11 protein-coding genes are annotated in these 12,338 nt (G+C 52.7%); all 11 read right to left on the reverse strand.

Annotation, left to right across the window (positions count from 1 at the left end; genetic code table 11):
- Positions 1–62: 62 nt before the first annotated feature.
- The 11 genes from thrP to wecB all read right to left on the reverse strand — a co-directional run bounded on the left by thrP (position 63) and on the right by wecB (position 12,308).
- Positions 63–1,448, reverse strand: a complete 1,386-nt coding sequence (gene thrP, locus OGY13_RS11420; protein WP_003828980.1) for a bifunctional threonine/serine APC transporter ThrP — start codon at positions 1,446–1,448, stop codon at positions 63–65.
- A gap of 278 nt (positions 1,449–1,726) precedes the next feature.
- Positions 1,727–2,467 (reverse strand): lipopolysaccharide N-acetylmannosaminouronosyltransferase, encoded by a 741-nt coding sequence (wecG, locus tag OGY13_RS11425; RefSeq protein WP_191226603.1) that lies wholly within the window; start codon positions 2,465–2,467, stop codon positions 1,727–1,729.
- Complete coding sequence (wzyE, locus tag OGY13_RS11430) at positions 2,467–3,822, reverse strand: ECA oligosaccharide polymerase (RefSeq protein ID WP_020996101.1); 1,356 nt, start codon at positions 3,820–3,822, stop codon at positions 2,467–2,469. The genes wecG and wzyE overlap by 1 nt, the downstream gene beginning before the upstream one ends.
- A complete protein-coding gene (locus tag OGY13_RS11435) occupies positions 3,819–4,898 on the reverse strand; it encodes a TDP-N-acetylfucosamine:lipid II N-acetylfucosaminyltransferase (protein WP_048227521.1) in 1,080 nt (359 codons plus the stop codon). The genes wzyE and OGY13_RS11435 overlap by 4 nt, the downstream gene beginning before the upstream one ends.
- The gene (wzxE, locus tag OGY13_RS11440) at positions 4,895–6,145 is read right to left on the reverse strand and encodes a lipid III flippase WzxE (protein WP_003017971.1); all 1,251 of its coding nucleotides are present in this window, start codon (positions 6,143–6,145) and stop codon (positions 4,895–4,897) included. Before wzxE ends, OGY13_RS11435 begins: the two co-directional genes overlap by 4 nt.
- Before the next feature lies 1 nt (position 6,146).
- The gene (gene rffA, locus OGY13_RS11445; RefSeq protein WP_008787075.1) at positions 6,147–7,277 is read right to left on the reverse strand and encodes a dTDP-4-amino-4,6-dideoxygalactose transaminase; all 1,131 of its coding nucleotides are present in this window, start codon (positions 7,275–7,277) and stop codon (positions 6,147–6,149) included.
- 4 nt (positions 7,278–7,281) lie between these two features.
- Positions 7,282–7,959, reverse strand: coding sequence for a dTDP-4-amino-4,6-dideoxy-D-galactose acyltransferase (rffC, locus tag OGY13_RS11450; RefSeq protein WP_213752700.1), 678 nt, complete (start codon positions 7,957–7,959; stop codon positions 7,282–7,284).
- The gene (rfbA, locus tag OGY13_RS11455) at positions 7,937–8,818 is read right to left on the reverse strand and encodes a glucose-1-phosphate thymidylyltransferase RfbA (RefSeq protein WP_032945685.1); all 882 of its coding nucleotides are present in this window, start codon (positions 8,816–8,818) and stop codon (positions 7,937–7,939) included. Before rfbA ends, rffC begins: the two co-directional genes overlap by 23 nt.
- Before the next feature lie 33 nt (positions 8,819–8,851).
- Complete coding sequence (gene rffG, locus OGY13_RS11460) at positions 8,852–9,919, reverse strand: dTDP-glucose 4,6-dehydratase (protein WP_032945684.1); 1,068 nt, start codon at positions 9,917–9,919, stop codon at positions 8,852–8,854.
- The gene (gene wecC / locus OGY13_RS11465; RefSeq protein ID WP_008787073.1) at positions 9,919–11,181 is read right to left on the reverse strand and encodes a UDP-N-acetyl-D-mannosamine dehydrogenase; all 1,263 of its coding nucleotides are present in this window, start codon (positions 11,179–11,181) and stop codon (positions 9,919–9,921) included. Before wecC ends, rffG begins: the two co-directional genes overlap by 1 nt.
- Positions 11,178–12,308, reverse strand: a complete 1,131-nt coding sequence (wecB, locus tag OGY13_RS11470) for a non-hydrolyzing UDP-N-acetylglucosamine 2-epimerase (RefSeq protein WP_048237107.1) — start codon at positions 12,306–12,308, stop codon at positions 11,178–11,180. Before wecB ends, wecC begins: the two co-directional genes overlap by 4 nt.
- Between the last annotated feature and the right edge of the window lie 30 nt (positions 12,309–12,338).

Genomic DNA, 12,338 nt, shown 5'->3' on the forward strand with positions numbered 1-12,338 from the left:
CTTCTGTCTAGTGCTTTTTTAAAATAAATTATCGTTTGGTCATGGTTTGTGCGTTTTGTCGCTTATTCCCGCAATTTATGGGCTGTGCCATGACGATTCAGACCAAAAACCTTATAAATGAGCGTCACGGCCAGTAAGAAACCCATGCCAACAAAAAGCGACATTCGGGTATCTTCATTAAAGTACATGCCAATTAATACGCAAATCAGGAACGCCATCGTCAAATAATTCGCCCACGGGAACAGAATGGAGCGGAATGGATGACTGGCAATTGCCGCTTTATGCGCCTGACGGAAACGCAGCTGGCTTATCAGGATCACAAACCACGGCACCATCCCCGGCAACACGCTGGCGCTATAGACATAAACAAACACGCGTTGCGGGTTAGGAATGATGTAGTTCAGGCATGAGCCAATCAGCAGGATCGCGATAGAAATAGCCACTCCGGCAACCGGCACGCCATGGCGTGATACTTTTCCAACAACGGCAGGAAGCTGGCGATTCTTTGCCAGCGCGTAGAGCATACGCCCACAGCTGTACATGCCGCTGTTACAGCCAGACAGCGCCGCCGTCAGCACCACAAAGTTAATAATCCCTGCCGCAGCAGTAATACCAATCTTGGCAAAGGTGAGAACAAACGGGCTGCCGTTGCTGCCAATCTCATTCCACGGGAAAATAGTGACGATGACAAAAATCGCACCAACGTAGAAAATCAGAATGCGCCACAGCACCTTACCCACCGCGCTACGCAGCGTGACCTGTGGATTCTTCGCTTCCCCTGCAGTGATGCCGATCAGCTCCACGCCCTGGTAAGACGCCACAACAATACACAATGCCGTCAGGAAGCCCTTCCAGCCCCCAGCAAAGAAGCCACCGTGCTCGGTCAGGTTGCCAAAACCGATCGCCTGGCCGCCATTGCCGAAGCCGAAGAAAATCACCCCAACCCCAATGACAATCATCACAATGATGGTGGTCACTTTGATCATGGCAAACCAGAACTCAATTTCACCATACAGGCGAACCGCAGCGAGGTTTGCCAACGCAACCAGTCCGACCGCGATCAGTGCGGGTATCCATTGCGCCATTTCCGGAAACCAGAACTGCACATACACCCCGATGGCGGTAATCTCTGAGATCCCCACCGCCATCCACATAAACCAGTATGACCAGGCGGTGAGATAGCCAAAGAAGGGGCTCATATAACGGTGAGCGTAAACAGCGAATGAACCTGCAACCGGCTCGAGGAATAACATCTCCCCCATAGAACGCATAATGAAAAACACGAACAGCCCGGCGACGATATACGCCAGCAGAACCGAAGGTCCCGCCCATTTCAGGGTACTGGCGGCCCCCATAAATAGCCCAACGCCAATAGTGCCCCCAAGGGCAATTAATTCGATGTGACGAGCCTCCAGCCCACGCTGTAGCTCAGGTTTGTTCTCAGCCATAAATCCTCTTGATGTGTTTGCATGCTGTCCGGTATTACCGGTTCTCGTTATGGGTACATCTTGTTATGCCATAACAGGCCATGCGGCACCGACCGCTTTACGGTTGGCGCCAAAAACACCACGGCACTGCAATGATTGTTGCGAATGGTTTCCTAAAATCGCTTAAATGGCAATTAAAGCATTCAAAAAATGAATAGATTGTGCGAGAAAGCAGCGATTATGTTGTGAATAAGTAGCGTAATTAGCAGATCACGCTACTTATCAGAGGAGAGAGGGCGTCAGAGGTTGCCGGTGTAGTGCCAGCGGAGATAGCGTAATAAGCGAAGTTGTCGAGTAATACGGCTCGGCTGCGACAATAAGCGATACAGCCACTCCAGCCCCAGATTTTGCCAGATTTTAGGCGCACGCTTAACGTGACCGGTAAAGACGTCGTAGGTGCCCCCTACGCCCATATACAGCGCGTCAGGGTGAGTCTTGCGGCAATCACGCATAAAGATCTCTTGTTTTGGCGAGCCCATCGCCACCGTCACAATTTGCGCACCGCTGGCGTGAATACGCTCAAACAACGCCTGACGCTGCTCAGGGGTAAAATAACCGTCCTGACTACCCACAATGTTCACACGCCACTGCGCACGTAGTTTTGCTTCTGTTTGTGCCAGAACTTCAGGCTTGCCACCAACCAGGAAAACAGGCGTTCCGTTTTGCCCAGCTCGCGCCATCAGCGCTTCCCAAAGGTCAGCTCCGGCCACGCGTGAAACCTGCGCCTGTGGGAATTTTTTGCGCACCGAACGCACCACGCTAATCCCATCCGCATACTTGAACTCCGCGGCGTTGATCAGCTCCCTCACTTCAGGGTTATCTTCTGCTGTCAGCATCTTCTCAGCGTTAATAGCCACCAGCGTTCCTGACCTGAGGTGTCCTTCGGCAAACAGGTAATTCAGCGCATGTTGCATATCGCGCCAGCCAATCAGTTGTAATCCGCGCAGCGAATACAGCGGCGCAGTTGTGTTATCTGCCATTACGATCCTTCAATTTGTGTCCGGGGCAGCGATTTGATTCGTTTATGAATGAGTCCCGCGCTATCAAACAGCCAGAACAACAATTTTGCCACCAGTAGGCAAACGCCGAAAATCACGAGGAAAAAGACCACTCGTGAGACAAACGAATCCAGCCCTTCACGTGCCAACACGATCATATTGAAAATGGCGCCAAAACAGAAACTGTGCAAAATCGCCGCCTTATAGCGATTGGTTTCGCGATTGCCAAGCTCATACAGCCAGTCGAACCACTTGATGATGAGCCCAACAACAATCGCGCCTAATGGTATAAACAGCGCCCCGCCCATCACCACCAGTGAACCAATTAACGTCGGCGAAATCGCCAGTCCTGAGTGGTTGTTCAACACTTCCCAGGTAAAGTAGTTCGCTGAGTTGAGTACAATACTCGGCCGCCCAGGCCACAGCCAGGAGGGAATAAAGACGTAGAAGTCACGGACGATCGGCGCCAGCCCCTGGAACTCAATATTGTGGTAATTCTGCAGCAACAGCGCCAGGTTCTCCCACGGTGAGAAGGTGTCGCGCGTAAGGTACAGGAACGTATAGAACGCCTCATCGCCGCTAACGCTCATTCCGTAGCGCTTCAACGCCAGCCAGAACATCCCGACAATGCCCAACACGCCTGCAGCGGCCAACATCCACAGCGAAATCCAGCCGCGAATAATGCCGATAAACAAGAAGATGGCAAACGCGATAATGATATTGGCACGCGTCCCACCCACAATCATATACGTCAGCAAACCAAACGCGACGGTACTCACGAGGAAGAACACCCACGCTTTGCTGTCCTGACGCAAGAAATAAACCACCAGCATTGCTGGAATGAAGAAGTAGAAGAAACGCTTCAGAGCGACGCCAGAGACTTCACTGGAAAAAATCTGGCTATAGGATTGCAGTCTGAACAGCAGGAATCCGTTGTGCATAAAGAAGATGCCCACGCTCACCAGCGCAATCGCCATCAGGATAACCCAGGTCAAATGGGCTTCAACGCGATTGATGGTAAACAGCGGCCTGCGCGGCTTATCATCTACTCGTTTGCGTAAGCGCGTTTTATACGTCACGTAGTAGACGGCATAGAAACAGGCGGCTGACAGCAAGGCCTGCAGCAGGATCTCCGGCGGAGCCACTGCCACATCAAAGCGGAACACCAGGATGCTGGTTAACGGGAATCCGAAGAAGAACGTCAGCAAGAACAACAATGAGAAGAAAACATTGAAGTTAAAACGCACGCGGCGGAACTCAAACCAGGTCAGCGTGGCGATAAACAAGGTGGAGAGCAGCCAGACCACCAGAAGACCGCTGAATTGCATCAGGCTCATACGGTTTCTCCTGAAGCAATGCGCAGCGCATTGTGCCACGGCTGCAGATAATTCGGGCTAAAGAAGGTAATAGTATTTTTATCTACCGATGCCAACTGGCGCTGCGCTTCACGTACGACGCCTTCATTGAGATCATCAGTGGTAAATAACACCGGAAGATTTTGTTCCACCATATCCTGCCAGAAGGGATTTTCACGGTTGAGCACGCATGGGATACCCGCCTGGATCAGCAAACACAGGGTACCGATTCCCTGTTGACGGGCAAAAATAAAGTAACCCAAATCACACTGCCGCAATAATGTTAGATAGGCATCAAATTCCAGCTTTTCACTCAAAATTTGCAGATTATCTGCGCTAAATAACGCCAGGCCAGCCTGGCGAACCTCGTCGATATAGGCCGCATTATTGGCGGGATAACCCATCGGCACAATCACATTCACCGTGTCGCCAAACTGCTGATGGACGGCGCGAAGCGCGGCAACATGCTCATTGCTGCGATCGCCAGAGTTGCCAACCAGCACCGTCATCTTGCCGCTGCGCTGGCAATCATTGCTCATGTTATTGAGTGACGGATCCATTCGCGTTGGGAAATAGAGCAACTCACCCCGCACACGGGGATGTTGCTCGGCGAAATAACGTAAATCGCCCCGTGTGGCAAACACGCAGCCCACACGATTCTGCGCCATGCGGCGAATCGGGTAAAACAGGCGGAATTTCAGCCCACTGGAGACTTCGTATAAATCAGCGCCCCAGATATGCCAGTAAAACTGCGCCGGTTTAATCCCGCCACTCAGCAGCGCCAGCCACAGGCTGGTGTTGAACTGGCCGTGGAAGAAGAAACGCTGTTGACGATCCGCTTTTGCTTTCGCGATCACAGCGTCAGCAAGCGCCTTTTTCCCGCTGTAGAAGCTTAGCGATAACGCCGGGCAGCTCTCACTGAGTCCCGCATCCTGACCGGCAACCATAAACGTGCGCGCATGCTCGCTCGTCGCGGCCAGCGAGTCGTTGAAAAACCGCAGCACGGTTTGGTTATGGTGAGGGATATCCGATCCCAGAACGTGAATCAGTACAGTCATGCCCGCCTACGCCAGAGTAAAAACACGCCACAACAAAGAGAAAAATAGACGATGTACGTTGCCATATAAGCCTGTGCCGCTCCCAGCGCACCGTGTGCAGGGATCAGCCAGTGAGCAAACACCGTCAATAACATGAACTGGCTAATTTCAGCCAAAATATAAAACCGCAGCGATGCTTTCGCGATCACCAGATACCCAAAGACATACGCCCCAACTTTCAGTACATCGCCGACCAGTTGCCAGGCAAACAGATCGCGCATGGCGGTGAATTTTGCGGAGAAAAGCAGCCAGATCGCAAAATCACGCAGCAACCAAACAGTAAAGCTCGCAGCGGCAACCGCCGGTAACACGAACTTCAGCGACTTAACCACCTCGCGCGTAATGTCGCGCTTTTCGGTCAGTCGAGACAACGTCGGAAGCAAGTAAACGCTGAATGAGGCGGTAATGAATTGCAGATAAGCATCAGAGATACTGCTTACTCCCTGCCAAATCCCTACATCATCCCAACTGTACTGCGCCGCCAGCAGGTTTCGCATCATCACGTATGCCACAGGCAGCGTTACGGAGGTAATCAGCGCCATCAGGGTAAACTTGCTTAGCTGTCCAGCCAGACCGTTATCCCACGAGGGTTTCAGGTAATGCAGGGGAATCGCCCCACGCTTAATCAGCATAATAGCGGCGGGGATAACGACCAACGCGGGCACTAGCGCCAGACCCAGCAAAGCGCCTTCATACCCTCCCAGGCGATAACAGCCATAATAAGCCACTACGCCCACCAGGCTACCCACAATCAGCGACAGCGCGTTACCCGCCGCATCGCGAAAGCCCTTCATCAACGCCAGCAGCAGGTTCGCCCAGGCAATACCCATTTGCACCAGCGCAACCAGTCTTACCAGCCCCTGATAATGAGTATGGCCAAACAATCCCTGACTGATTGGCGCGGCCGCCAGCAGAAAAATCACCGCCATCAGCGTAGAGAATCCCAGCACCATCGCGGAAGATGTACCGACTACCTTACGGAGCCGGGTCGGATCGTCATGGTGCTGCGCAACATATTTCGTGACGCCGTTGAAAATGCCGGCCCCCGCCAGAACACCAAGCACGGTGACCATCTGGCGGAAGTTACCCGCCTGCCCCACGCCTGCCGGGCCAAACGACACCGCCAGCAGCTTCACGACCAGCAAACCTGCACCAATTTTTACCAGCGTACTGGCTGCCGTCCATAAGGACGCTTTAGCAAGCGACATATCAGGCGAAGTAGTTGAGTAAGGTCGAAATGACCGTTCGCTGGTTTACTGGCGACAGGTTGTAAAACAGCGGCAAGCGCAGCAGACGCTCGCTCTCTTTAGTGGTGAAACGATCAACACCGGCAAATACGCCGAATTTATCGCCAGCCGGACAATCATGTAGCGGGATATAGTGGAACACCGCCATAATTTCAGCTTCTTTCAAGAAGTTAATCAACGCCGTGCGATCGTCGATATCGCGCAGCTTGATATAAAACATATGGGCATTCTGCACGCAGTTTTCCGGGACAGAAGGCAGATCAATGCGTCCGACACGCGCCAGCGGTTCGAGAGCATCATAGTAGTTCTGCCACAGCGCCAGACGCTGCTGGTTAATACGGTCAGCCGCTTCCAGTTGTGCCCACAGATAGGCAGCCTGCAGATCGGACATCAGATAGCTGGAGCCAATATCACGCCAGGTATACTTATCCACCTGACCGCGGAAAAATTGGCTGCGGTTAGTTCCTTTTTCACGGATGATCTCTGCACGTTCGACTAATTTTTTATCATTAATCAGCGTCGCACCACCTTCACCGCCTGCGGTATAGTTTTTGGTCTCATGGAAGCTAAAGCAACCGATGTGACCAATCGTCCCCAGCGCCCGACCTTTGTAAGTCGACATGACGCCCTGGGCCGCATCTTCCACGACAAACAGGTTATGTTTGGTCGCCAGCGCCATGATGGTATCCATTTCACAGGCTACGCCCGCGTAATGCACCGGCACGATAGCGCGGGTCTTGTCGGTGATCGCCGCTTCAATCAGCGTTTCGTCAATGTTCATGGTATCCGGGCGGATATCAACAAAGACAATTTTCGCACCGCGCAGCACGAAAGCATTGGCCGTGGAGACAAACGTATAGCTCGGCATAATGACTTCATCGCCAGGCTGGATATCCAGCAGCAATGCCGCCATCTCAAGCGATGCGGTGCAGGAAGGCGTCAGCAATACTTTCTCGCTGCCAAAATGCTGTTCCAGCCACTGTTGGCAGCGACGGGTAAAACCACCGTCGCCACACAGTTTGCCGCTGTTCATCGCAGACTGCATGTAATCGAGTTCAGTGCCCACCACCGGCGGTGCGTTAAATGGAATCATCGTGTCACCTGTATAACCAATACGCGGTGCTTTCCACATTCGCACCACTGTGTATATAACGTTTAAGCGCGGCGGTATTGCCCATTTGGGTCGCCACGCGTAATGTTGTTTTACCGCGAGCCTGCGCCCAGCAAAGGGCAGCCTGCATCAGTTCTGCTCCCGCCCCACGCCCGGCCAGCAGGCCAATTCGCGCATCGGTCGCATTCAGTTCACGCAGCGAGACATAGCCACGAATATCACCTGCCGGTGTACGAAAAACGAGGCATTGATGATCGAACGTCCCCAGCACCGCGTTTTCAATCCACTGCGCATAAAAACGCGTGCTGGCATCTGCGGCATACCACGGGGTACGAAAACGACTTTGCGCGAACGCCTGCCCTGCCAGTTGGCGTAATGCAGGGATATCCGTAGTTTGTGCGATCTGCGCACCGGGGTCGCCATGCGCACACATCACCGGCAGCACAAAATCCACTTCACCTTCAACCAGTGAGAAGCCCAACTGTTGCAGGGCGTCTAATTCATGAGTATTGGCGGCAGGTATTTTTGCCTGTACCCGCGACCAGGGCTGCAACACATCCGCAGTCAGAACCGGCGCGTGTTGGTCAAAACGCACAATGGCGCTATTCACGCCAAAGAACGTATTTTCCCAGCTAAGCGGCTCAATACTGGCGCGGACGAGCACGGAGCAGCTCCAGCAGGTATTGACCATAACCCGTTTTGGCCAGTGAACTGGCAGCACGCTTCACGCCTTCGTCATCCAGCCAACCGTTACGCCAGGCGATTTCTTCCAGACAGGCTATTTTAAAGCCCTGGCGTTTTTCCACCGTCTGCACAAAAGTACTCGCTTCGATAAGACTGTCGTGCGTACCGGTATCCAGCCAGGCAAAGCCACGCCCGAGCAATTCTACCGTCAGATGTCCGTCATCAAGATACATCTGGTTGATAGACGTAATCTCCAGCTCCCCACGCTCAGAAGGTTTTACGCGTTTTGCATATTCCACCACCTTGCTGTCATAGAAATAGAGACCAGTCACTGCCCAGTTGGATTTTGGTGCTTTCGGCTTCTCTTCCAGCGAAATAGCTCGAAAATTGTCGTCAAACTCCACGACACCAAAACGTTCAGGATCCATCACCTGGTAACCAAACACCGTCGCGCCTTGCGTTCTGGCGGCTACGTGACGCAGTTTTGGACTGAATCCCTGACCAAAGAAGATATTGTCTCCTAACACCAGACATGATGGTTCACCGTTAAGGAACGTTTCACCAATGATAAACGCCTGTGCTAATCCATCCGGACTGGGTTGCTCAGCATAGTGCAATTCAATGCCGAACTCAGATCCATCGCCCAGTAAGCGCTGGAAATAGCCTTTATCTTCCGGTGTAGTGATAATCAGGATTTCGCGAATTCCCGCCAGCATCAATACTGATAACGGGTAGTAAATCATCGGCTTATCGTAAATAGGCAATAGCTGCTTCGATACGCCACGCGTAATGGGATACAGGCGAGTACCTGAGCCACCCGCCAGAATGATACCTTTCATGCGTTGTCTCCTCCGGGAGCCAAAACCAGGCTGTTAGCCCTTCAGACCTAAACGTTCGCCCTGGTAACTGCCGTCCTGCACGGGTTTCCACCATGCCTGATTAGCCAGATACCACTGCACGGTTTTGCGCATTCCGCTTTCAAACGTTTCTTGCGGCATCCAGCCTAGTTCACGCGCAATTTTCGACGCGTCAATGGCATAACGCAAATCATGACCCGGGCGATCGTCCACAAAAGCGATCAAGTCGCGGTACTGCGCGATACCCTGCGGCTTTTGCGGTGCCAGCTCTTCCAACAGGCTGCAAACCGTTTCGACAACTTCCAGGTTTTTACGCTCGTTATGGCCACCGATATTATAGGTTTCTCCCACCGCGCCCGTTGTCGCCACACAATAGAGCGCCCTGGCGTGATCTTCTACATACAACCAATCACGGATCTGTTGCCCATTGCCGTAAACCGGCAACGGCTTCCCCGCCAATGCGTTGAGGATCATCAGCGGAATCAGTTTTTCCGGGAAATGGTACGGACCATAGTTGTTAGAACAGTTGGTTATCAGCGTTGGCAGACCGTAGGTACGCAGCCAGGCGCGAACCAGATGATCGCTGCTGGCTTTCGACGCGGAATAAGGGCTGCTCGGTGCATACGGTGTGGTTTCAGTGAAGAAATCATCCGTAGAATGCAGGTCGCCATACACCTCGTCAGTCGAGATATGGTGGAAACGAAACGCTGATTTTTTCTCGCTGGTTAAATCACTCCAGTAAGCGCGCGCCGCTTCCAACAGCGTGTAGGTTCCCACGATGTTAGTTTCGATAAAGGCGGCCGGACCATCAATTGAGCGATCGACGTGGCTTTCTGCCGCCAGATGCATCACGCAGTCCGGCTGATAGTGTTGAAACACCCTGTCGAGCGAAGCTCGATCGCAGATATCGACTTTCTCAAAGGTAAAACGAGGATTCTGTGCAACCGGCTCCAGCGACATCAGGTTTCCGGCATAGGTCAGCTTATCGACCACAATTGCCGCATCCTGAGTCTCCTGAATGATATGCCGTACAACCGCCGAGCCGATGAATCCCGCTCCACCGGTAACCAGAATTCGTTTCATTAGCGCCAGACCCCTTTGGTATCAACGATATATTGCTGGTGAACCGCATCGCCTTTAATGGCTTTAAATTCATTATGGTCGACCAGCAAGACCAGCACATCGGCGCTAGCCAGGGCATCGTCCAGCGCTGCCAGTTGGCACAGACCGTCCAGTTTTTTCGGCAGTTGATGGATGTTCGGTTCCACTACCAATGTTTCGCCTTTGTGCCAATGCGCGATGCTTTGCGCAATTCCCATCGCCGGGCTTTCACGTAAGTCATCAATATTCGGTTTAAATGCCAGACCAAAACAGGCAATTTTCACTTCGCTGGCCCGTTTATTGGTATCCGCCAGACAGTCGGCCACGGCAGCTTTTACCTGATCAACCACCCAATGAGGTTTACCGTCGTTTACCTCACGCGCGGTGCGAATCAATTTCGCCTGCTGCGGGTTCTGCGCCACGATAAACCACGGATCAACCGCGATACAGTGCCCGCCAACCCCCGGACCCGGTTGTAAAATATTCACGCGCGGATGGCGATTTGCCAGTCGAATCAGTTCCCAGACGTTGATCCCCTGATCGGCGCAAATCAGCGACAACTCATTGGCGAAGGCGATATTGACGTCGCGGAAGCTATTTTCAGTCAGTTTGCACATTTCCGCCGTACGGGCGTTGGTCACGACACATTCGCCCTCCAGGAAAATGTTGTACAGTTCGCTAGCACGCGCGGAACAGACGGAGGTCATTCCCCCAATCACGCGGTCGTTTTTAATCAGTTCAACCATCACCTGGCCCGGCAGCACTCGCTCTGGGCAATAAGCAATGTTAACGTCCGCGTGTTCACCGACTTGCTGTGGGAAAGTCAGGTCAGGACGCATTTCAGCCAGCCATGTGGCCATCTGTTCAGTGGCCCCGACAGGCGACGTCGATTCAAGGATCACCAACGCGCCTTTTTTCAGCACCGGTGCAAGAGATTTAGCCGCGGCTTCCACATAAACCATATCGGGTTCGTGCTCCCCCTTAAACGGAGTAGGCACAGCAATCAGATAGGCATCCGCATCTACAGGGGTTGTGGTCGCACGCAGAAATCCATTTTCGACCGCCGTTTTCACCACGGCGCCCAAATCTGGCTCAACGATATGAATTTCACCGCGATTAATGGTATCCACCGCGTGTTGATTTACATCTACGCCAATCACATGCTTTTGACGGGAAGCAAAGGCAGCCGCCGTCGGCAGTCCGATATAACCCAGCCCAATGACAGAAATGGTCGTAAAACTCATAGCGATATCCGATTATTTTTTAACGCGTGTAAAATGCGGCCACATGCCTGCCCGTCACCATACGGATTATGGGCGCGGCTCATGGTCTGATATTCATTGTCGTCATGCAGCAAACGCGTGACTTCTTCGACAATACGCTGCGGGTCGGTCCCTACCAGACGTACTGTGCCTGCAGTAATCGCTTCCGGACGTTCCGTCGTTTCGCGCATCACCAGTACCGGTTTCCCCAGAGATGGGGCTTCTTCCTGAATCCCGCCAGAGTCGGTAAGGATCAGCCAGGCGTGATTCATCAGCCAGACAAACGGCATATAATCCTGCGGTTCAATCAGGATGATGTTTTCAACGTGCCCCAGAATGCGATTAACCGGTTCGCTGACGTTAGGATTCAGGTGCACCGGATAGACAATCTGTACGTTCTGATTGGCCGCGGCAATTTCCGCCAGCGCATGACAAATGTGTTCAAAACCACGACCGAAGCTTTCCCGACGATGACCGGTCACCAGTATCATCTTTTTATCCGAGCTCAGGAATGGGTAATGCTCTGCCAGTTCAGCTCGTAATGCATCACTCGCCAGTACGCGATCGCGTACCCAGATCAACGCATCAATAACCGTATTACCTGTAACGAAGATACGGCTATCAGAAATGTTTTCCCGTAACAGGTTTTGGCGCGAGTTTTCTGTTGGTGCAAAATGATACATCGCCAGATGCCCGGTCAGCGTACGGTTCGCCTCTTCCGGCCAGGGAGAGTAGAGATCGCCTGTACGTAAGCCTGCCTCCACATGCCCTACCGGGATGCGCTGATAGAACGCGGCCAGGCTAGTAGCAATGGTGGTTGTGGTATCGCCGTGAACTAACACAACGTCAGGTTTAAAATCAGCCAGAATTGGCTTTAATCCTTCCAGTATTCGGCAGGTAATTTCTGTTAGTCCCTGACCTGGCTGCATAATATTGAGATCGTAGTCAGGTACAATGGAAAAGAGGTTCAACACCTGATCGAGCATCTCCCGATGCTGCGCCGTGACGCAAACTTTTGCCTCAAAATCAGGATCTTTTGCCAGCGCATGAACCAGAGGTGCCATTTTTATGGCCTCCGGTCGCGTGCCAAATACAGTCAGTACTTTCACATCGATTCTCTTCGGATTGGCAGTGAGGGC

The sequence above is a fragment of the Citrobacter sp. Cpo045 genome (assembly GCF_030332875.1).
GTDB classification, from domain to species: Bacteria; Pseudomonadota; Gammaproteobacteria; order Enterobacterales; family Enterobacteriaceae; genus Citrobacter; species Citrobacter portucalensis.